General features: G+C 53.5%; 16 protein-coding genes. 15 read left to right on the forward strand and 1 reads right to left on the reverse strand.

Translation table 11 applies throughout. From position 1 onward, the window contains the following. Nucleotides 1–57: 57 nt before the first annotated feature. The 15 genes from J2Z70_RS14140 to J2Z70_RS14210 all read left to right on the forward strand — a co-directional run bounded on the left by J2Z70_RS14140 (nucleotide 58) and on the right by J2Z70_RS14210 (nucleotide 19,670). Complete coding sequence (locus J2Z70_RS14140) at nucleotides 58–966, forward strand: carbohydrate ABC transporter permease (protein WP_245368239.1); 909 nt, start codon at nucleotides 58–60, stop codon at nucleotides 964–966. Between the two features lie 4 nt (nucleotides 967–970). Further along, nucleotides 971–1,819, forward strand: coding sequence for a carbohydrate ABC transporter permease (locus J2Z70_RS14145; protein ID WP_209873914.1), 849 nt, complete (start codon nucleotides 971–973; stop codon nucleotides 1,817–1,819). Between the two features lie 30 nt (nucleotides 1,820–1,849). Next, nucleotides 1,850–3,664 (forward strand): sensor histidine kinase, encoded by a 1,815-nt coding sequence (locus J2Z70_RS14150; RefSeq protein WP_209873917.1) that lies wholly within the window; start codon nucleotides 1,850–1,852, stop codon nucleotides 3,662–3,664. Further along, nucleotides 3,661–5,280, forward strand: a complete 1,620-nt coding sequence (locus J2Z70_RS14155; protein ID WP_209873920.1) for a response regulator — start codon at nucleotides 3,661–3,663, stop codon at nucleotides 5,278–5,280. The genes J2Z70_RS14150 and J2Z70_RS14155 overlap by 4 nt, the downstream gene beginning before the upstream one ends. 716 nt (nucleotides 5,281–5,996) lie before the next feature. Continuing rightward, entirely contained in the window at nucleotides 5,997–7,799 is a 1,803-nt protein-coding gene (locus J2Z70_RS14160) for a TerB N-terminal domain-containing protein (RefSeq protein ID WP_209873923.1), read from the forward strand. Between the two features lie 10 nt (nucleotides 7,800–7,809). Next, entirely contained in the window at nucleotides 7,810–9,129 is a 1,320-nt protein-coding gene (locus J2Z70_RS14165; RefSeq protein ID WP_209873926.1) for an ATP-binding protein, read from the forward strand. Next, nucleotides 9,126–11,327, forward strand: coding sequence for a DEAD/DEAH box helicase (locus tag J2Z70_RS14170; RefSeq protein WP_209873928.1), 2,202 nt, complete (start codon nucleotides 9,126–9,128; stop codon nucleotides 11,325–11,327). The genes J2Z70_RS14165 and J2Z70_RS14170 overlap by 4 nt, the downstream gene beginning before the upstream one ends. Before the next feature lie 36 nt (nucleotides 11,328–11,363). Next, nucleotides 11,364–11,690: an antibiotic biosynthesis monooxygenase family protein gene (locus tag J2Z70_RS14175; RefSeq protein WP_209873930.1), complete on the forward strand. Its 327-nt coding sequence runs from the start codon at nucleotides 11,364–11,366 to the stop codon at nucleotides 11,688–11,690. A 255-nt stretch (nucleotides 11,691–11,945) separates the two neighbouring features. After that, complete coding sequence (locus J2Z70_RS14180) at nucleotides 11,946–12,587, forward strand: hypothetical protein (protein ID WP_245368220.1); 642 nt, start codon at nucleotides 11,946–11,948, stop codon at nucleotides 12,585–12,587. A 120-nt stretch (nucleotides 12,588–12,707) separates the two neighbouring features. Then, complete coding sequence (locus J2Z70_RS14185) at nucleotides 12,708–13,169, forward strand: GNAT family N-acetyltransferase (RefSeq protein WP_036726670.1); 462 nt, start codon at nucleotides 12,708–12,710, stop codon at nucleotides 13,167–13,169. Nucleotides 13,170–13,262: 93 nt separating this feature from the next. Continuing rightward, nucleotides 13,263–14,639: an extracellular solute-binding protein gene (locus J2Z70_RS14190; protein ID WP_209873932.1), complete on the forward strand. Its 1,377-nt coding sequence runs from the start codon at nucleotides 13,263–13,265 to the stop codon at nucleotides 14,637–14,639. A gap of 220 nt (nucleotides 14,640–14,859) precedes the next feature. After that, nucleotides 14,860–15,750: a carbohydrate ABC transporter permease gene (locus J2Z70_RS14195; protein ID WP_036726672.1), complete on the forward strand. Its 891-nt coding sequence runs from the start codon at nucleotides 14,860–14,862 to the stop codon at nucleotides 15,748–15,750. A gap of 18 nt (nucleotides 15,751–15,768) precedes the next feature. Further along, entirely contained in the window at nucleotides 15,769–16,593 is an 825-nt protein-coding gene (locus J2Z70_RS14200) for a carbohydrate ABC transporter permease (protein WP_209873933.1), read from the forward strand. 90 nt (nucleotides 16,594–16,683) lie between these two features. Further along, on the forward strand, nucleotides 16,684–18,471 hold the full coding sequence (locus J2Z70_RS14205; RefSeq protein ID WP_209873934.1) for a cache domain-containing sensor histidine kinase: 1,788 nt from the start codon (nucleotides 16,684–16,686) through the stop codon (nucleotides 18,469–18,471). Next, complete coding sequence (locus tag J2Z70_RS14210; protein WP_209873936.1) at nucleotides 18,468–19,670, forward strand: response regulator; 1,203 nt, start codon at nucleotides 18,468–18,470, stop codon at nucleotides 19,668–19,670. Before J2Z70_RS14205 ends, J2Z70_RS14210 begins: the two co-directional genes overlap by 4 nt. On the opposite strand, the gene J2Z70_RS14215 is transcribed toward J2Z70_RS14210, so the two are convergent. Then, nucleotides 19,648–20,244, reverse strand: a complete 597-nt coding sequence (locus tag J2Z70_RS14215) for a DUF2441 domain-containing protein (protein WP_209873938.1) — start codon at nucleotides 20,242–20,244, stop codon at nucleotides 19,648–19,650. The genes J2Z70_RS14210 and J2Z70_RS14215 overlap by 23 nt on opposite strands. Nucleotides 20,245–20,566 lie beyond the last annotated feature (322 nt).

Below are 20,566 nucleotides of genomic sequence, written 5' to 3' on the forward strand. Positions count from 1 at the left end.
AGAGGAGCGAGAGAGCCATTGAGTGCAGATCTGATGACAGTAGATAGACCAGCAGGCATGAAGCGGCGTAAAACAAAGCTGCGCTACAATCAGAACGGGATTGCCCTCCTGTTCCTGTCGCCCTGGCTGCTGGGGCTGGTGTGCCTGACCCTGGGGCCGATGGCGGCCTCACTCTATTTTTCTTTTACAGATTACAGTATTCTGGAGAGCTCCAGATGGATCGGACTGGATAATTTCACCACAATGCTCACCGCAGATCCGCTTTTTATCCAATCGCTTAAGGTGACGTTTATCTTCGTATTCGTATCGGTGCCGCTGAAGCTGATGTTTGCCCTGGCAGTCGCTCTGCTTCTTAACAAAGGAATACGGGGCCTCGGCATCTATCGGACGGTCTACTACATCCCTACGCTGCTTGGAGGCAGTGTCGCTATTGCGATGCTGTGGCGCAAGATGCTCGGCGGCGACGGGCTGCTGAATCAGCTGCTGGCCATGGTGGGGATACAGGCGCCTGACTGGGTATCGAATCCCAAATACTCGCTGTATTCGCTTATCCTGCTGTCGGTATGGCAATTCGGCTCGTCGATGATCATCTTCCTGTCCGGGCTGAAGCAGGTGCCGCCGGAATATTATGACGCCTCTTCGGTGGACGGTGCAGGCAAAGTGGGGCAATTCCTGCATATTACGCTGCCGGTGCTGTCACCGGTTATCTTTTTCAATGTCATCATGCAGACGATCACCGCCTTCCAGTCGTTCACCCAAGCCTTCATTATCAGTAACGGCAGCGGGGGACCGGTGAATTCCACCCTGATGTATTCCTTGTACCTCTATAAGAAGGGTTTCTCCTTCTTCCAGATGGGCTATGCCTCGGCGATGGCCTGGGTACTGGTGCTGCTGATTGGGCTATTCACACTCCTGCTATTCGGCAGCAGCAAGCTGTGGGTGCATTATGAAGATGGGGGGAAATAAAGCTATGGATACAGGCAGCGCTTCGAAAAGTGCCATCTGGCTCAAGCACTTCATCATCTGTCTGATCGCCTTTGTCATGCTGTACCCGGTGCTGTGGCTGGTAGGCAGCTCGTTCAAGCCGGCGAATATGATTTTCTCGGAAATCTGGTTCTGGCCCCGGCAGTGGAATTTCCATAATTATGTCAGCGGCTGGTTCGGCTTCCAGGGCAGCTCGTTCTCCCGGTTCCTGCAAAACTCGGCTCTGGTCTCTCTTGGGGCCGTGCTCGGTAATGTGATCACCTGCTCCATGGCGGCTTATGCGTTCGCGCGGCTGAATTTCCGGTTCAAGGCACTGGGCTTCGCGCTGATGCTGATGACGATTATGCTGCCGCTGCATGTGACCCTTATCCCGCGTTATATTCTCTTTAACAGCCTGGGATGGGTGAACACCTTCGCGCCGCTTATTCTGCCCAAGTGGATGGCGACGGACGGTTTCTTTATCTTCCTGACGGTACAGTTCATCCGCGGCTTGCCGAAGGAGCTGGACGAAGCGGCAACGATTGACGGCTGCGGCCCGGTGCAAATCTTCAGCCGGATTATTATTCCGCTGGCGCTGCCTGCGCTGATCACGACGATGATTTTCACCTTTATGTGGACCTGGGATGATTTCTTCAGCCAGCTCATCTTCCTTAGCGATATCGGGAAATACACCGTACCGCTCGGGCTGCGGCTGTTCCTGGACTCCAGCTCGCAGTCGGATTGGGGCCCGATGTTCGCCATGTCGGTGCTGTCGCTGGTGCCGTGCTTCATTCTCTTTATCACGCTGCAAAAGTATTTCGTGGAAGGAATTGCGACATCCGGCCTGAAAGGATAGAATCTTGGGAAAAGCATAGGGATGGGGCAGATGCAAAAAAGAATGCTCGGCACCTGGCTGCTGCGGATCAGGCGGAGCAAGCTCTCCACGCTGATGGCGGCCAGCATTATTACGTTCAATCTGATCTTTCTCGGGTTCATAGTCCTGCTGGCGTACCGGACCTTCTCGGACGTAACCTTCAGCGAGATCAGCACCACCAGGCTTGCCCTGCTGAATGAGAGCACGAAGCGCGGCTTCGACTTCATGACCAATGTGTCAGGCACCGCCTACTCTATTGCCGCGAACAAGAACGTTATTGAGGGGCTGGAGACTACGCCTGGCTCCAAGTATCAGATGATCTCCAGAAGGCGGGAGATTACGGAGATTCTCCAGCATTCGCTGGTGCTGAACGAAGGGGTAAGCTCGATTGAGATTTACAGTGATTTGTTCAGCGGGGTGCCCCAAAGCTCCACGGATCTTGTTTTTCCGGTCTCTTCGATTAGGAACGAGAGCTGGTATCCCCAGCTGAAGCAGGCGGATTCACTCTGGGTTCCTCTGGAGGGCAGCGGCGGCGAAGACGAGCCTTATCTGATCGGCCATATCCAGCATCTGTTCGGAAATGAAGGCAAAACGATCGGCTACCTCTATATCCGGCTGTCCGCAGACGATATCCTGAAGCAGTTCAAGGATATTCCGGCTGTGCTGGACGGCCAGATTCATCTGGTGGATACAAGCGGTAATCTTCTGCTGCTGGTGAACAAGGAGGAAGGCTCTGCCGGCAAAACTGTACTGGATGCGGATTGGCTCTACCAGCATACATATGAGGGCAATGAAGGCTATGAGCTGCTGAACAAGGACGGACAGTCCTATCTCGTCCTGTTCTCCAGACCGAGCACCATCTCCTGGCGGTTAGTCCAGGTCATCCCGACGCGTGAGCTGCTGCAGGAGGTTCGGAAGGCGGACAGGCAGGTGATCGGGATCGGACTGCTCTGCCTGCTCCTGTCGGCGCTGCTGGCGTACTTCTTCATCCGCAATATGATCCGTCCAGTACGCAGGCTGATTCAGGAGATGCGGAAGCTGGAGCGCGGAGATTTCCGGGCCAGTATGAGTGAGTCGCTGACAGAGGAATACACGCAGATGTCTTACGGCTTCAACCACATGGTGAACCGGCTGCAGGAGCTGGTGCAGAGTGAGCGGGAAGCAAGCGCCGCGAAGCGGGAGGCGCAGGCAGGGCTGCTGGAGGCCCAGATCAAGCCGCATTTCCTGTACAACACACTGGATATGATTCACTGGAAGGCAATGGATTACGACGCCCAGGATATCAGCTACATGATTACCCAGCTTGGCAAAATGCTGCGCATTGGCCTCAGCGGCGGCAGAATGCTCATTCGTCTGCGCGACGAGCTGGAGCATGCGCGGTGTTATGTCAGCATCCAGCAGGAACGGCTGCCGATTGCCATTGAGTATACGGAGTCGATTGCGGACCCGGCGGTCCGGAGTTATTTCATTCCGAAGGTCATTCTCCAGCCGCTGATTGAGAATTCAATTATTCATGGCAGCCGGGAGCCTGGCTCCGGCCCTTTGCAGATTCATCTGGAGGTCAGGGAGGTTAAGGAGCCGGGAAGCCAGCCTTACCTGCAAATCACGCTGCTGGATAACGGCCGGGGCTTGGCGGAAGGCTGGTCGATGGAGCAGGTGAGCGGCATCGGCACCCGGAATGTGATGAGCCGGATTCAGTTGTACTGCGGGGAACCGTACGGACTATACTTGGCCAACCGGCCGGAGAGAGGGGTTGCGGCTATGATTACGCTGCCAGTCATTGAGACGGAGGAGCAGCTGGAGCGGCTGCTGCGCGATCAGATATGAGCCGCTCTATACTGCTGGTGGATGACGACCCGCATATTCTGAAAGCCCTTACGAGGCATGTCGGCTGGGAGAATCTGGGCCTGACCCTGGCTGGAACAGCGGTCAACGGCCATGAAGCGCTGGAGCTGTTCCGCAGGCTCTCCCCCGATCTGGTGATGACCGATGTCTATATGCCGGGTATGGGCGGACTGGAGCTAACAGAGGCGCTAAGGGAGCTGGCACCGGAGCTGCCGGTTATTATCCTGAGCGGCTACGAGGAATTCGAGAATGCCCGGCAGGCGATGCGCTGGGGCGTCAGTCATTTCCTGCTGAAGCCGGCCCGGGTAGACGAGATCGAAGCAGTGCTTCGCGCTGTACTGCTGGATCTGGATGCCGGAGAGCAGAAGAAGCGGCTGGAGGAGCGTTATCAGCAGGAAATCGGCCGCACACTTCCTTTTCTGCGGGAACGCCTGCTTATGGAGCTGTTGACCACCCGCTACAGTGCGGAGGAATGCTCCGAGGAGCGGCTCGGATATCTCCAGATTACCCGTCCGCAGCGGCTGGCGGCGGCCAGCATCCAGCTGAACCGGCCTTCGCCGCTGCATAAGCTGAAGGAGCGCGAATGGCAGCTGCTGCGCTTCGGAGCGGGCAATATCTGCCGGGAGACACTCCAGCACAAGCTTGCCGGACATCCCTCTGTGCAAGGTCATGTGCTGGACTATTCCGACGATCTGCTGGTGGTGCTGCTGCTGGACCGTGAGGCGGGAGAGCCAATCCCGGTTCTGAAGGAAGTAGTGCAGGAGACGATGGATAAGATCCGGAATTACATTCAGCTTCAGACCTATGCCGGTATTGGTTCGGTCAAATCTGCCATCCATGAACTGATCGATTCTTATCTGGAGAGCAGAGAGGCGCTTGCTTCCGCGGAGTTTCAGGAGACCAGTCCCATCTACGCCTATGAGCCGTGCAAAAGCACCAACCCGTGGACGCTGGATGACTATTCCCGGCTGCTCCAAGAGTGGAATGAGGTGCTGCTGTGCAGGGATTCCTCAAAAGTATGGGAGACCTGGGAGATCATCTTCGGCAGGCTCCGGCAGGAGGACCAGAATAATATTCAGGACATACAGACGGTGTGTGTCGGGCTGTTCACTACGCTGATGTATTACTGGAATGCCTGCTGCCCGGGCCGCACTCCCCCTATGAGCATGTCCGAATTCCTGCAGGCGGTGACGGGATACTATACCTGGAGAAGTTTGACGGAGTGGATGGGGCAGATTATTCCGGCATTCCTGAACGCAGCGTTCACCGAGATGAATGTCAAGAAGAACCGTCTGGTGGAGAGCGTCAAAAGCTATGTGGAAGCCCACTATACCCAGGAGATCAGCTTCATGGGCCTCGCGCAGGAGCTGCATGTGCATCCGAAATATCTAAGCCAGCTGTTCAAACGGATCAGCGGTGAGAATTTCGTCAGCTATCTGAACCGGTACCGGGTGGACCGGGCCATCGAATTCCTGCAATCCGGCCAGCATATGGTGTATGAGATCAGTGAGATGGTCGGCTTCAACAACCCCGCCTATTTCAGTCAGGTGTTCAAGATGATTACCGGGCGCAGCCCGAGTGATTATTTGAAGGGGTGAGGGTGCTGGGGCTATTGCAGCCCGCAGGGTGAGTATAGTATATTCTTATGGAGACACAAACGAACGTTCTCATTGCCCGGCAGGTTACATCAAGTTGCGGTGCGGTGACAGACGCTCTCATCCAAGATCTTGAGGAGTCAGTCTCTCAAGGTCTTTTTATTGATTTATGGCGGGATGCTGGAGGGTGGGCGGATTCCTGCTGTGCGACTGTGCGACTGTGCGACTACATAGGTGGGCACCTCGGATATTTTCGCGGTTATGCGGACTGAGGATCCGTTATTTCTTCAAAAAGCTATTTCATGAGCCCCGAGCGGACTGAGATGCGCTTATTAGGGTTATTCGGCCCTGAAATGAGACATTATCGTTCAAATAAGGGATTCTGAGTCCGCTTGACCGTCAAATTTGCCTGATTTGTTCAGAATAACGGAATCTCAGTCCGGCAGAGATAACTAGGGGAGTAATAGTAGCAGGAAGTGGTAGGGATAGCGGTAAGTAGATGTGAGTTGCAGTAAGTAACAGTTAGTTGAAGTAAATAACAGTAAGTTTCAGTGAATAACAGTAAGATGCAGTGAATAGTAGCGAGAAAGAAGCAGGAAGTAGCAGTGAGAGTAGCTGCATTAACCGTACCTGCACATGACTGGAGCGGCTGCATCCGCTGCATAGGGTATATGATATAATGTGAGAATTACCAAGACATACGGGTGGGGCGATGAAGCATGGCTAAAGACAGGCAGGGGCTGCATTTCTCGGAGCTGGTCTGGGAGAGTACGGAGCAGAATGTGGCGATTCCGCCGCGCGGTACTGTAGATGAAGGCAGCCGGAAGCCTAAGTCAGAGCCGGTTAAGAAGACAACGTCCGGTTACGATACAGTCCAGCTCCAGCTCTGGGATATGGAAGAGAGTGTGGAGCCGGTAACCACTACAGAGAGCGAGTTCGTCCAGCGTGCACGTGAGCTTGTAGAACATAAGGAGCCTGCGGCGCTGTTCGTCCCGTTCAAAAGCTATTGGCCCACCTACGGGCATATGACCGGCGCGCAGAGCAGATGGTATTTCTTTTGGCGGGATGAAGTCCGGCAGGGGAGATACCCGAAGACCGATCTCTCATATATCTTCCTGCATATCTATGAGCTGATTAACGGTGTGGGCTGGGACGAGCCTCAGGAGGGCTACCGTCAGCTCAGTCTGCTGTGGGAGGCCTACCGTGATAGTTACAAACGCCTGGATCAGTACCTTGGCGGGTGGATTGCGGATTTCTCTTTTGTCCATAAGCTGGATATCCCCCTCTCGGAGATTGTGGCCCGTTCGCGCGGGCTGGCCGGGGATCTGGCTGAGCTTGAATTGGTCCGCTGCCTGTCGGCTGCTCCGGAGCAGCTTAGGATCGAGGTACTGAGTGTGATGTCGGACTATGATATCAGCAAGTCCAAATTCTATACCGGCGAGGGTAAAATCGCTGCGGATCGTTATATTCCCCAGGTTGTAGCCCTAATTGATGCTTATGTCGCGCGGAAGCATGGCTCGAATCTAATCACGATGTTCCCGCCCGCCCCGCCTGTCGTCCGTGAGCGTTATTTGTTCCGCAGCGCGGTATACGATATCTCCCTGTATGGCTATTCTGTTCTTGTACCTGTTATCCGGGTCAGCAAGTCCCCGCCGCTGCGCAGTCTGATTACCCGGCTGTTCCGGCTGACCGAGAATAAGCTGCGGGCGCTGATGGGATACCGGGGAAGACTAAAGGATGTCCGGGTTGATGCCGATATGGATGATCTCGTCACCCGGTTCCTGGAGCGTGAATTCCGCAAGGCGGAGCAGGAAGAGAAGGGACCGGCAGTGGTCATTGACCAGCAGAAGCTGGAGCAGTTGGCAAGCGACTCCGAGGTGGTGCGTTCCTTGCTTACGGTGGAAGACACCGGGGCGCCGGGTCATGAGGATGACGCGGAATGGATAATTGAGTCTGAAGGAGCACTTGGAGGAGCCGGATTGGCTGGTATTAGAAGTGATGCGGAAGTACATGGAATATCCGCATCAGCAGCTGTGAAAAGTGATGCAGGAGCACATGGAGGAGCCGAATCAGCGAGCGAGGAAAGTGTTGCGAATGCGGATGCAAGAGTTGCATCAGCTGTATCGGCAAATGAGGATAACTCTGCAAAAGCTGAAGAGCAGGTGGCCCGGATGACCAGTGGTGGGCGGTTAGGAGGCACGCGGGAAGAGCTCCCGGGTGATTCCCCGTCTGCCGGACAGAAGCTTACCGTTTCCCAGCCGCCAGCCTCAGATAGGGAAGCGGACCGCTGGACATTGTTCGCTTCGGAGCTGACTCTGCTGCAACGGGAGGCCGTGCTGGCCCTGGCAGAAGAGGACGGTCCTGCGAAGGTGCAGCGGCTGGCTGCAGGAGCAGGAACGATGGCAGAGCTGCTCTACGATGAGATTAATGAGCTGGCAATGGACAGTCTGGGAGACCTCATTATTGACGGGGAAGAGCTGACCGAAGAATGTCTATCCATGCTGGACTATATAAAGAGGTGAAATTCGTAAAATGAACCCACTCAAAATACCGAAGCGGATGACCACCGCGCTCGTCAATTCGCTGACAGCGGGAGTTGTACCGCGTATAGGTCTTGAACATATCGCCGTCGGCCGCCGGCCGGAGGTGGAGGCGATTCTCCGCGATATGGAGAATATCGCCGATGGCGGAGCTGCCTTCAAGCTGATTACAGGCAAATTCGGCAGCGGAAAAAGCTTCCTGCTCCAGATCATCCGCAACTATGCGATGGACCGCGACTTCGTGGTTGCCGATGCTGACCTGTCACCGGAGCGGCGGCTGGTTGGCACGAAGGGACAGGGGCTCGCCACCTACCGCGAGCTGATGAGCCATCTCTCGACCCGGACCCGCCCGGATGGAGGGGCGCTGGAGATTATGCTGCAGAAGTGGATCATGACGCTGCAGCAGGCGGTGATGCAGGAGAAAGGCTACGGCCCTGACGCGCCGGAACTGGGCGATGAGGTTGAGCAGCGCATCTATACGGTTGCTTCCGAGATGCGCGGGCTGGTGCATGGCTTCGACTTCGCTAAGGTGCTGGCCTCTTACTGGAACGGGCACAAGCTGGCCGATGACGGGCTGAAGCAGGATTCCCTGCGCTGGCTGCGGGGAGAGTTCCCGACCCGTACGGAAGCGCGGAAGGCGCTCGGCGTTGGTGTCATCATTGACGATGACAACTGGTACGACTACATGAAGCTGTGGGCGGAATTCACCGGAGCCATCGGCTATAAGGGCTTGCTGCTGTTTATCGATGAAGGGGTGAACCTCTACAAGATTACCAACAGTATCTCGCGGCAGAGCAATTATGAGAAGCTGCTGACCATGTTCAATGATACGATGCAAGGCAAAGCTGAGCGGCTGGGTATCTTCGTTGGCGGAACGCCGCAGTTCGTGGAGGACCACCGGCGCGGACTGTTCAGCTATGAGGCCTTGCGCTCCCGGCTGGTGGTCGGACGGTATGCAGGCAGCGGGCTGAACAATTACACAGGGCCGATTATTGCGCTGGACATGCTCTCCCACGAAGAAATTCTTATTCTGCTCCAGAAGCTGCGGGATATCCATGCGCTCCATTACGGATATGAAGCAAGACTGACACAGGAGCAGCTGGTGCATTTCATGGAAGAGGCGGTCAACCGGCTGGGAGCTGATGAACTGCTCACTGCACGCGAGGTGGTGCGCGACTTCATGGATCTGCTGCACACCCTGCACCAGCATCCGGAGCTTTCATTCGAGAAGCTGGTCGGAGAGCGGACTTCGCGGCCTGCCGAGACGGAACAGAATGAGCTGGACGGCTTCCTGGCGGAGTTCGACCTATGAACGATAACCCGTTCTACCGGCTGGCCCCGTTCATCAAGGAATTCATCTACAAGAACCGCTGGGATACGCTGCGCGAGGCGCAGGTCGATGCCTGCCGTGTGCTGTTTGACACGCCGCATCATCTGCTGATCGCTTCGGGGACGGCCTCAGGCAAGACCGAAGCGGCCTTCTTCCCGGCGCTAACGGAGCTGCACCAGCGTCCGTCTGCTTCTGTAGGCATTCTTTATATCGCGCCGCTGAAGGCGCTGATTAATGACCAGTTCACGCGGCTGAACGACCTGCTGCGTGAAGGGAATATTCCGGTCTGGCACTGGCATGGCGATGTGCCGCAGGCGGACAAGACCAAGCTGATGCAGAACCCTTCGGGAGTGCTGCAGATCACCCCTGAATCGCTGGAGGGCCTGCTGATGAACCGCCCGAATGCGATCCCGGCCCTGTTCCATGACCTGCGCTTCATCGTCATCGATGAAGTTCATGCCTTCATGGGCGCAGACCGCGGCATTCAGGTGCTGAGCCAACTCGCGAGGATCTCGCGGATGGCGGGCTGTCATCCGCGGCGGGTTGGCCTCTCTGCGACCTTAAGCGACTACGCATCCGTCACGGAGTGGCTGGCGGCGGGCACGCGCGAGAGCGTGGAGGTCAGCGCGCCGCAGGGCGGGCGCAAGCTGCGGCTGAGCGTGGAGCATTTCTCGTTCCCGGATGCGCGGGACGAGGTGCAGGCCGAACACCTGGAGCGGGCGCGACAGGCTTATTACGGGTTCATCTACGATCACACGCATATCAAGAAAGCGTTGATCTTCACGAACAGCCGCACCGATGCCGAAGAGGCCATTCTGGAGATGCGGCGCATTGCCGCTAAGCGCGGCGAGCGGGATGTCTTCCATGTGCATCATGGAAGCATCTCCGCGATGCTGCGCGAGGAGACCGAGGCCACGCTCCGTGAGGGCGCAGGGCCGGCTGTTGCTGCAGCGACGCTGACGCTGGAGCTGGGGATTGATCTGGGCGAGCTGGAGCGGGTACTCCAGCTCGGCGCGCCTTATAGCTGCGCGAGCTTCGTGCAGCGGCTGGGCCGCTCGGGCAGGCGCGGGGACGCCGCCTCCGAGATGATCTTCGTCACGCCCGAGGAGGAGGACGAGGAGGCGCAGCTCCCGGCGCGCATGCCGTGGACGCTGCTGCGGGCCATTGCCGTAATCGAGCTGTACGTGCGCGAGAAATGGGTGGAGCCGCTGGTCGTGCGCCAGCTGCCGGTCGGTCTCCTGTATCATCAGACGATGAGCATTCTGAAGAGCATGGGCGAAGCAGAGCCGGAGGACCTGAAGGAGGCTGTACTGAGCCTGCCGTCCTTCCGCAGCATTGATCCCGCTGATTATGATGACTTCATGGAGTACATGCTGGGCATGGGCCATATCGAGAAGATGGATGAGGGAAGCCTGCTGATTGGGATGGCAGGCGAGAAGATCGTTAACAACTTCCGCTTTTATGCGGTATTCAAAGACGATGAAGAGCATGTCGTCTATAACGGGACGGAGGAGATCGGGTCCATTACCACCGTACCGCCTCCAGGCTACTGCTTCACACTGGCAGGCAAGCTATGGAAGGTCGAGGAGGTGGACAACCGCCATAAGGCCGTCTATGTCAAAGGCTCACGCGGCAAAGTGGACACCTTATGGCTCGGTGCAGGCGGAGATGTCCATACCCGGATTATGACGAAGATCCGCGAAGTATTAGGATCTACGGCCCTGTACCCATACCTTGCACCAAGCGCGGCCGCCAGACTGGAACGGGCCCGCAGGCTCGCGAAGGAGAGCGGACTGCTGACGCGTTCCGTTCTGCCAGCCGGGGGAGACTCCATGTTCATCCTTCCGTGGGCTGGCAGCCGCCAGTTCCGCACGCTGGAGCGCCTGCTCAAGAACAATCTGAAGGAGCCGCTTGGCTTGCGCTCGGTCGTGCCGATGGAACCGTATTACATGGTAGTCGCCGGTAAAGTGGATGCAGAGAAGCTGGAGGATGAGATTATCGCTGAGACCGCTGCCGCTACGGATGCACTCACGCTCCTGAAGCCGGATGAAGCCCCTTACCTCGGCAAATACGATGAGTTCATCCCGCATGACCTGCTGCGCAAAGCCTTTTCGCTCGACGGTCTTGATGTGCCGGGTCTGGTCAGCGTGATCAAACAGTGGAAGCAGCCTACGGCATAATGGATATAGGGATAACCAAATAACGGAGGTGAAATCATGAGCGAGATTGCTAAAACACCACAAACACCTTATTACGCAGTGATTTTTACATCGGAACGAACTGATGCGGATACCAAATATGTGGAAATGGCGGATGAAATGGAGAAACTTGCATCCGTCCAACCTGGATTTCTCGGAGTAGAAAGTGCCAGAGAAGGTGTAGGTATTACTGTATCTTATTGGGATTCTCTCGAAGCTATACACAAATGGAAACAAAACGAACGACATTTAGTAGCCCAGCGCAAAGGGATATCTGATTGGTATCTCGCTTATAAAACAAGGGTTTGCAAGGTTGAAAGCGATTATGGATTTGAAAAGGCTTGAATAAGCGAGTATGGGACTACAACAAGAAGCAGCCGATCCTATAGTGACCGGCTGCTTCTTGTTATACGGCGGGAATTATAACTTTTGCACCATATAGCTGGGATTCATTCCACAATCAAGCGCGGAATCTCTGGCTTGCTTAAATAAACCAGCGGAGCTTCTCTCTTGAACTCTTTATAGAGAATTATTCGAAAAAGTAAGCTCAGACGAAGGGTTACTCTAGTTGTGCAATGAAAGAAGAAAGGGTGAGAATTCATGGAAGCAAATATGTTAGAGCGTTTACCAGATCCAACAATGTTACAAAAGCTAATGAAAATCCAAGCATCACTGAATATTATTCTTTGTCAGGAGGAATGGCTTCGTTACCATAGCTATGTTCAAGATTGGAATGAGGGTGTTGCTATGGCGAAAATAGATAATGGATCAGGGGATCATCTGTTTATTTTGTTTTCCCCTGAAGGCTCCATCATAAAAGGCTTCGATCATGAATCCGGATTAAGCCCATATGCGCAAGATGAACATAAAGTATGGCAAGGGATTTATGATGACGTCCCAATGGAACTATTATCTTTACTTGATGATGATGCAATTGAAAAAGACGATGTGACTTTTTGTATTTGGCGTAAGAACAGTGACATGAACTGGCACAAGGGAAATATTGAGATGCCAGAAGGAAAGAGTGAAGGTTCTGATTTTTTAATGGGCTGTATATTCCATATACCAGAGGATTTTGTGGAATTTGCAACAGATTATTTTGATTGTTCACTATCCTTAGAGGTTATTGCAGAAATCTACGATGATCTCCCCATTACGGAAGAGATGATCCATATCTTGAATCCCAGCTGTGACGTAAAGGAAGTTCTTCAAGAATTAGAGCTATTAGGCTTAAGATGTTGATGAAGAAATCTCGTGACAACAGCGGCCGGAAGTCCAAATGTTCACTGCAGTGACGACCAAGCTTAGAGTTCAATTCTTTAGTGCTTTTTATAAAAATATAAATAAACGAGGTGATTCCAAGTGAATTCACTTATAACGGTAAGGCTAGCGTCCATAACAGATGCTGAGGCGCTGTCGCGACTCAATCAAGAGTTCAACGGCGGCGTCCACAGACCCCCGGCCCAAATTATTGAACATCTGCATACTAACCGTAACGAGCTGATTGCCGTAGCCGAGTTGAACGGTAGCATCGTCGGTTTTGGCTGCGCCCAAAGCCTGTATTCCTTTTGCTATGAGGAGCCCTATGGAGAAATTACAGAACTCTATGTGCAAGATACCGCCCGAAGAAAGGGAGCTGCCAGAGCTATCATTACTTGTCTGGAAGACGAGCTTAGGTTGCGCGGAGTGAAACGGGTCAAGGTATTGACGGGTAGAAGGAACACTGCGGCTATTCAGACCTACGAAGATTGTGGCTATGTGAAAGACGATGAGCAGATGTTAGATAAAGAGCTGACGAACGAAGCCCGCCCAAGCATACCCTAGAAAAAACAAACCTCATTTCTGCAGTTCCCACCTTGCCCGGAAGCGCTCTACGCGATGATAATTAGCTTATCACGACAGAGGGGGCTTTAATGAATGGTCAACAGAAAAATGAAGCAAACCGCCACCGTCGCGTTCGCCGCGCTAATGGCAGTAAGCCTTGCCGCATGCGGGAACTCGAACAACAACGCCAATTCCAAGGCTAAGGACACCGCCGCACCGAACGCCGCCACAGGTAGCGGCAATGCCGCTGCTACAGACGCTCCGAGCGACAAGAAGGTAACCATTACCTTCCAGAACATCTACCCTGACCCTGCAACACCGTCTTACAAAATGATCCACGAGCTGACTGACCAGTACATGAAAGAGCATCCCAATGTAAAGATTGAGCTGGATACGCTGAACACGGATCAACAGAAGGTGAAGCTGAAAACGCAAGCAGCCTCCAAAGAAATACCTGATATTACGATGGTTAACCCTGCCGCTCAAATGAAGCCCTTTGTAGATGCAGGATTATTAGCCCCGCTGAATGATGTGCTCGATCAGAATGGACTGAAAGATACGTACCAAGCGGGTCTGCTCGACTATTACAGCTTCGATAACAATGTGTATGCGCTTCCTGACGGCAACAATATCGAAGTGGTCTACTACAACAAAGACTTGTTCGCCCAAGCCGGAATTGCAGCACCTCCAACCACGTTTGAAGAATTACTGAAGGACGTTAAGCTCTTAAAAGACAAAGGGATTACTCCACTGGCTATCGGTGAAAAGGATTCGTGGACCGGCTCGTTCCTGTTCATGAACATCCTGCTTCGTACAAACGGCGGTCCTGGCTTCCTGAAAGACGTAGTGGATGGCAAGAAAACATTTGAAGATCCTGCCTTTGTTGAAGCGGTAGACGCGTTCCAGCAACTGGTAGCAGCAGGCGCATTCCCTGACGGGGCAACTTCCATCGATGCAAATGCCGGCGGGAATATTTTCAGATCCGGTAAGGCAGCAATGTGGGTTATCGGTACTTGGGAGACGGGCGCTAATGATGCTTCTTCCGTAGCCGGTAAAGTGGGAGCCTTCCAATTTCCTACGGTTAACGGTAAAGGTGATCCGAACGAATTCATGCTTGCACCGGGCAGCGCATTTGCCGTGTCTGCAAACAGCGAGCATCTGAAGGAAACGAAGGATTTCCTGAACTTCTTCGCTTCTGAATATCCTAAAAAACAGTTCGAGCTGAAGAATGCTGTAGGTATCGGGCAAAAGGTAGACGGTGACCTGAAAGCTGCCGGTTACTCCGAGCTGGCTATCACTGTGGCTGGTCTGTTCAACCAAGTAAAAGGCGGCGATCTGTCCTTCGACAACACGATGAATCCAGCAACTTCACAAGTCCACCTCAGCAGCATTCAGAATCTGTTCGTTCAAAAGATGGATTCCAAGGCGGTAGCCAAAGAGCATCAGGCTGCATTTGAAGCCAATAAATAAGCCTAAGACTTCAGCGTTTCGTATAATCTAAGCTTCACTCAATTTACGCCATCTAACGCATTCCCTGCAATCGTATAGCCGTCCTGCTCGATGCGAAGCCAGCTGATTCAGGCTGCTTCGCATCGGGTTTATCATGTGCTTTTTAAAGTTAATAGCATTAATCATTAATGATATGAATCAGTAGATAAAGAAGAATCTGCTTGATTAGGAGGCGGGAAAGATGAAAGTCCTTAAGGTTCCGGCATACACAATCGCTGCCTTCATACTGCCATGTCTGTTGCTCTATGTGTGCCTGGTTTTCGTTCCCATACTGGTCTCATTATATACGGGCTTATTGAAGTGGGACGGTCTAACGACCTCTCAGTTCGTCGGCTTCGGCAACTTCAAGAATATGTTCTGGAATGACCCGGTGTTCTGGCCCTCCGTTCGGAGAACGCTGCTGTACGCCGTGGCTTCCATGCTGGAAATCCCGCTCTGTCTTGGGATGGCGATCCTGCTGAACCGCTATCTGCGCAGAGCCAACACGCTGGTGTCGATCTACTTCACGCCGGTTATCTTATCAGTCGTTATTATTGGACAACTCTGGAAGACCATCTATAACCCTACTTCGATGGGGGGCATGCTGAACGGTGTGCTGGTGTCCCTGGGGCTGGAGAGCTGGACGCATAACTGGCTGACCGAGCCTAACATCGCCATGTATTCTCTGTATCTGGTGTCCCTGTGGCAGTATTTCGGCTACCATCTGCTGATTCAGTATACCGGAGTGCAGAACATTCCCGACGAGCTGTACGAAGCGGCCAGAATTGACGGGGCTGACGGCTTCAAGGCGGATCGTTACATTACGCTTCCGCTGATCATTCCGATTTTCAAAATCTCGATCATCCTGGCGTTTATCGGGTCCCTGCAAGCCTTCGACCTGGTCATGGTCATGACTGGCGGAGGTCCTGCGCATGCAACGGATGTCATCTCCACCCATATGTATAACAGCTCCTTCTTGTCCTTCAAGTATGGCTACGGCAGCGCGATTGCGACCTTCCTCGTGGTGGTCTGTCTCATTTTTACCGGCATCATCAACATGATCTTCAACCGGCTTGAGCGAAAATTCGAATAGGAAAGGAGTGCGCGGATCATGCGTAAGCTTAAAAAAGGAATCGTGTATCTTCTTTTTGCCATTCCTGTCATTACCCAGCTCTACCCGCTGCTGTGGCTCCTGCTATACTCTCTGAAGACGAATGAGGAGATTCAGGACGGGAGCTTCTTTTCTTTTCCGCGAAAATTCCAGTGGCATAACTACTATGAGGCTTACACCTCGGGCAGTTATCTGAAGTACCTGTCGAACAGCGTGTTCGTTACCGCCCTTACGATGATTTGTGTCATTCTGCTGGCTTCGATGGCGGCCTATGCGATCTCCCGGTTCCGGTGGAAATACGGCAATGTCGTGATGACCATTTTCCTGATGGGGATGATGATTCCGATGCAGGCCACGCTGCTGCCGCTGATGATTATTTTCAAAAACATGCATATTCTCAACACCCACTGGTCGCTGATTCTGCCGTACATCGCGTTCTCGACTCCCATCGCCGTGTTCATCTTGAGCGGCTTCATGAGAGCTATTCCACATGAGATCGAAGAATCGGCGTTCATCGACGGGGCGAGCGTGTACCGGATCTTCCGCAGCATTATCCTGCCGGTGTCGATTCCGCCTGTCATGACCGTATGTATCTTAACCTTCATCAATATCTGGAACGAGTACATCCTGGCCGCTACGTTCATCTCGTCAGAGAGGCTCAAGACCCTTCCATTCGGGGTCTACACCTTCGTTAGCCAGTATTCGGTCAACTACGGGAATATCGGGGCCTTCCTGGTGATGGGCGCGCTGCCGGTAATTCTGATCTACTTCTTCCTGTCGAATCAGATTACTAAAGGGATGGTGGCCGGAGCGGTTAAGGGGTAGGGTAAGGCGTGCTGAATTCCCTCATTGCATAAAAATGGAAAAGTTTTATAATAGGAAACGGCAGAACAGGTGCGTAAAGGGGAGAGTCTTATGAAGCTCGGCTTTCATTCCATTCATCATCGGTTGTTCTTGCTGTTTCTTTTTTGCATGTCCAGTATTCTGCTTATTGTCAGCCTGCTGTACTATAACCGGACTACAGACCAATTGCATGAGAAGATCGGTGATTTGTCGCAAAAAAACGTCGCCCAGAGCGCAGGCTTATTCACGCTTCTCTATAAGGGGTATGACGCCTTGTCCAAATCGCTCAGCAATAACTTCGAGATGATCCGCTTGATTAATGAGAAGACGGACGGGCCGGCGGTGGCCTATATCAATGAGCAGACGGTGACGAATATCATCGGCTCGATTTTTTATTCGCGGGATGATCTGGTGGGTATTCATGTGATCACGGACCGCGGCAAGATCTACAACTATGGCAACTATATGAATGTGGTCGATCCGAATTATAGGAAGGAGGACTGGTACCGGCAGCTTCAGGCATCTTCGGGCAAAATGGTCTGGCTCGGGGTGTATCCGCACTCACTGATCGACCAGGTGGAGGACAGCCCTGTCTTCGCCTTCGGGCGGCAGCTCTATGATCTGAATGAGCACAAGCCGATCGGCATCGTGCTGTATGAGACGGACCCGCAGCCGGTGCTGGACGCGCTGGAGAATCTGAAGCTGGGCGCGCACAGCCAGGTCTACCTGATGTCCCCGGATGGACGGTTTGTCACCTCGGCCACAGATCCGCAGCCGGACACTGCCCGTCTGCCTAAGCTCCCCGCTTCGGAGCATGTGATGGTTCAGCAGGAGCGCGGCCAACTGGTTGTGGCGTCTAAGCTGTCTTTCTCGGGCTGGTGGGTGATGAGTATTACGCCGGACCAGGATCTGAATGTGGAACTGGTGGAGATGAAGCGTTATCTCTTGATCGTAATCTCGGCGCTCATTCTGGTCTCCACGCTGATTGCTTCGATCGTATCGCAGACCATCTCTTCGCCGCTGAAGAAGCTGATCCGCGAGATGCGCCAGGTAGAGGTGGGGAACTTCGGCGGCATGGTCAAGGTCTCTTCGTATCAGGAGATTAACATTCTGGTCGCTTCCTTCAACCGGATGGTCCGGCGGATCGAGGAGCTGATTGAGCGGGTCAAGCTGTCCTCGGTCAGCGAAAAGAATGCGGAGTTGCATGCCCTGCAGTCCCAGGTGAACCCGCATTTTCTCTACAATACGCTGGATATGATCTACTGGATGCTCGATGAGGAGGGCAATGAACAGCTTGGCGAGCTGGTGCTGTCGCTGTCCTCAATGTTCCGCTACAGCAGCCAGTGGGAAGACGGGGCTGAGGTGAGCCTGAGGGAGGAGCTGGAGCAGATCGGGCATTACCTGAAGATTATCTCGATCCGTCTGGAGGGCCGCCTCGTAATCGTGACGGATATCGATGAACGCTGGCTGAACATAAGGGTCCCGAAGATGACGGTGCAGCCGGTCATTGAGAATGCGGTCAAGCATGGACTGGAGCCGCTCTCGCGTCAGGGGATTCTTAAGGTATACACCCGGCAAGAGGACGACCACCTTGAGCTAATTGTGGAGGATAACGGGGACGGAATGAACGGGGAGCAGCTTGCAAGGCTACAGAAGTCGCTGAATGTGGATGGTCCGGATAGTTCGGGCTCCAGTGGCAGAGAAGGCGGCAAAAGCGGGATCGGACTCCAGAACCTGCACCGCCGCCTGCGGTTCATGTTCGGGGAGGGTTATGGTCTGCAGATTCAGAGCTTCCCCGGTGAGGGGACGCAGGTGGCGATAGTGCTGCCTATTCCAGTAGAAGGAGAGCTGCCGGGATGAATATTCTTATAGCCGATGATGAACGGGCCATCCGTGAAGGCATCAAGCGTACGATTAAGCAGATTAGTGCAGAGCATCAGGTGTTCGTGGCTGAGCGGGCGGAGGAAGCGGTGAAGATTCTGGAAGAGCAGCACATCCATATCGTGCTGACCGATATTCTGATGCCGGGCATGAACGGGCTGGAATTCATGAAAATCTCGAAGCGCCGGTATCCGTATGTGAAATGGATTGTCATCTCTGCCCACAGCGAATTCTCCTATGCCCAGGAGGCGGTCCGGCTGGGGGCACGGGACTATCTGCTCAAGCCGATCGGCAAGCATAAGCTGACCGAGCTGATCGACAGCCTGACCATCGAAATCCAGCAGGACAACCAGCTCTCGCGGCAAGGCGAGCGGCTGAAGGCCAGTCTGCGGTTCCTGCGCGAGGGGGTTTTTCAGCGGCTGGCCTCCGGGCTGGATATCGGGAATCTGGACATCGACGCGTTCATTGAAGATTATCATTCCTTCTATCTGGTGATGGTTCAGCTGGAGCCTGGGGATCAGAGCGCCCGGCTGGAGCATTTCATTGTCGAGAATGTTCTCTCCGAGCTGATTGAGCGGTATGGGCGGGGCTTCGTGGTCAGCTATGACCGCCAGCACCTGCTGGGCCTGATCTCACCGGGCGAGAGCGTCCGGGTAGAGCAGTTCCAGGAGGAGGTGAAGACGCATCTGACGCATTATTTGAAAATCCCTTTTCAGATGATCTATTCCGGGCGGAGCTGTGACTTCCATACGGTGCCGCAGATCGTGAAGCGGATGCGGGAGGCTTCGGACTTCCAGGGGCCGCCGCTTGAGCCGCTCAAGGGGAGTGGGGAGAAGGCGATTGAAGTGGCGCTGCACTACATTAAGGAGCATTTCTACGAGGAGCTGTCACTGGAGAGAATCGCTTCGGTGGTGTTCCTGAATCCGGCTTATTTCAGCCAGCTGTTCAAGCAGAAGACGGGGCAGGGGTACAAGGAATATGTCACCTCGCTGCGGCTGGAGCAGGCGAAGCTGCTACTACTGAATCCGGGGCTGAAGCTGGCCGATATCGCAGAGCGGGTAGGCTACCAGGACATGCGCCATTTTACCCAAATGTTCCGCAAGAAATACAACCTTACCCCCACAGAATACCGCCAGCAGGAGAGCATCAGCATTCTTAGGAGCAAGGGTACTCTGTGAGGATGTCTGCGACTTCGATTCTTCCGTTAATCAACAGCTCTGGGAGCGCATTATTATAATTACCTTTCCAGTAATCTCTGGCTTGTTCGATTTTACGGGAGAATGGGGCCCCGTCTTCCTTGGGCAATAGACTGCCATCACCTTCAAAAATAGCTCCAGTGACCTTAAGTTTCACGATCTGCAGCACTTTCCGGTGATACGAATCGAATATGCTTTTCCACATCAGGGCGTCTTCATAGCTCTTCGCTGCGTATAAGCAAGACAAACGTGAAGGATACTCAGGATGTTCCTGTAGCCTTACCATTTCAACGATCACCTCCCGAACCGCTCGGATGGTCTGCTCCGCATACTTAACTGCAACATCTGCATCCTCTTTATCCAATTTCAAACCGTCATCAGTATAATTGCCGTGCAGGATTTGAATAACGTCTTCCCCTTTGGAATTCAACTGTTCTTGCTCAAAAAAGTAGTGATACAAGGTGTTTTTCTGCTGGTTGTCAAAATGAATGATTTGATTCAGTGCCATCTTCTTCCGGGTTACAATGTGGTAAACGTATCTTTCGCTTGCTTGCATAGTCTGCCTCCTAGTTAAGCATCAGATTTAAACGTGTGAACATTACTTTTAACTCATCACTTGCTGAGGGTTGCGTCCTGATCAGGTGCAAGGGATAGGCTTAATTGCACTCTGTACAACTAAATCGCCGGATGTGCCGCTGAATCTCTGTTTAGCTGTATTTCGTACAACTAAAATGCTTCTGTATCCGTCTTTTCGCCCATTCCGGCAAATTTAGTTGTATGGAATACAGTTAAGAGAGGTATGCCTTCCTTTTCATAGTTTTTAGTTGCACCGAATACACTTATCTCTGAATATTCGCTATGAACGCAGCTTCATACCT

Source organism: Paenibacillus silagei, from assembly GCF_017874735.1.
Classification (GTDB): Bacteria; Bacillota; Bacilli; order Paenibacillales; family Paenibacillaceae; genus Paenibacillus_AQ; species Paenibacillus_AQ silagei.

Excerpts from the sequence above, each read along its gene's own strand:
- J2Z70_RS14195 (WP_036726672.1), top strand. The coding sequence starts at position 14,860 with ATGAAAGTCCTTAAGGTTCCGGCATACACAATCGCTGCCTTCATACTG.
- J2Z70_RS14170 (WP_209873928.1), top strand. The coding sequence starts at position 9,126 with ATGAACGATAACCCGTTCTACCGGCTGGCCCCGTTCATCAAGGAATTC.
- J2Z70_RS14210 (WP_209873936.1), top strand. The coding sequence starts at position 18,468 with ATGAATATTCTTATAGCCGATGATGAACGGGCCATCCGTGAAGGCATC.
- J2Z70_RS14175 (WP_209873930.1), top strand. The coding sequence starts at position 11,364 with ATGAGCGAGATTGCTAAAACACCACAAACACCTTATTACGCAGTGATT.
- J2Z70_RS14160 (WP_209873923.1), top strand. The coding sequence starts at position 5,997 with ATGGCTAAAGACAGGCAGGGGCTGCATTTCTCGGAGCTGGTCTGGGAG.
- J2Z70_RS14140 (WP_245368239.1), top strand. The coding sequence starts at position 58 with ATGAAGCGGCGTAAAACAAAGCTGCGCTACAATCAGAACGGGATTGCC.
- J2Z70_RS14215 (WP_209873938.1), bottom strand. The coding sequence starts at position 20,244 with ATGCAAGCAAGCGAAAGATACGTTTACCACATTGTAACCCGGAAGAAG.
- J2Z70_RS14190 (WP_209873932.1), top strand. The coding sequence starts at position 13,263 with ATGGTCAACAGAAAAATGAAGCAAACCGCCACCGTCGCGTTCGCCGCG.
- J2Z70_RS14180 (WP_245368220.1), top strand. The coding sequence starts at position 11,946 with ATGGAAGCAAATATGTTAGAGCGTTTACCAGATCCAACAATGTTACAA.
- J2Z70_RS14150 (WP_209873917.1), top strand. The coding sequence starts at position 1,850 with ATGCAAAAAAGAATGCTCGGCACCTGGCTGCTGCGGATCAGGCGGAGC.
- J2Z70_RS14200 (WP_209873933.1), top strand. The coding sequence starts at position 15,769 with ATGCGTAAGCTTAAAAAAGGAATCGTGTATCTTCTTTTTGCCATTCCT.
- J2Z70_RS14155 (WP_209873920.1), top strand. The coding sequence starts at position 3,661 with ATGAGCCGCTCTATACTGCTGGTGGATGACGACCCGCATATTCTGAAA.
- J2Z70_RS14145 (WP_209873914.1), top strand. The coding sequence starts at position 971 with ATGGATACAGGCAGCGCTTCGAAAAGTGCCATCTGGCTCAAGCACTTC.
- J2Z70_RS14165 (WP_209873926.1), top strand. The coding sequence starts at position 7,810 with ATGAACCCACTCAAAATACCGAAGCGGATGACCACCGCGCTCGTCAAT.
- J2Z70_RS14205 (WP_209873934.1), top strand. The coding sequence starts at position 16,684 with ATGAAGCTCGGCTTTCATTCCATTCATCATCGGTTGTTCTTGCTGTTT.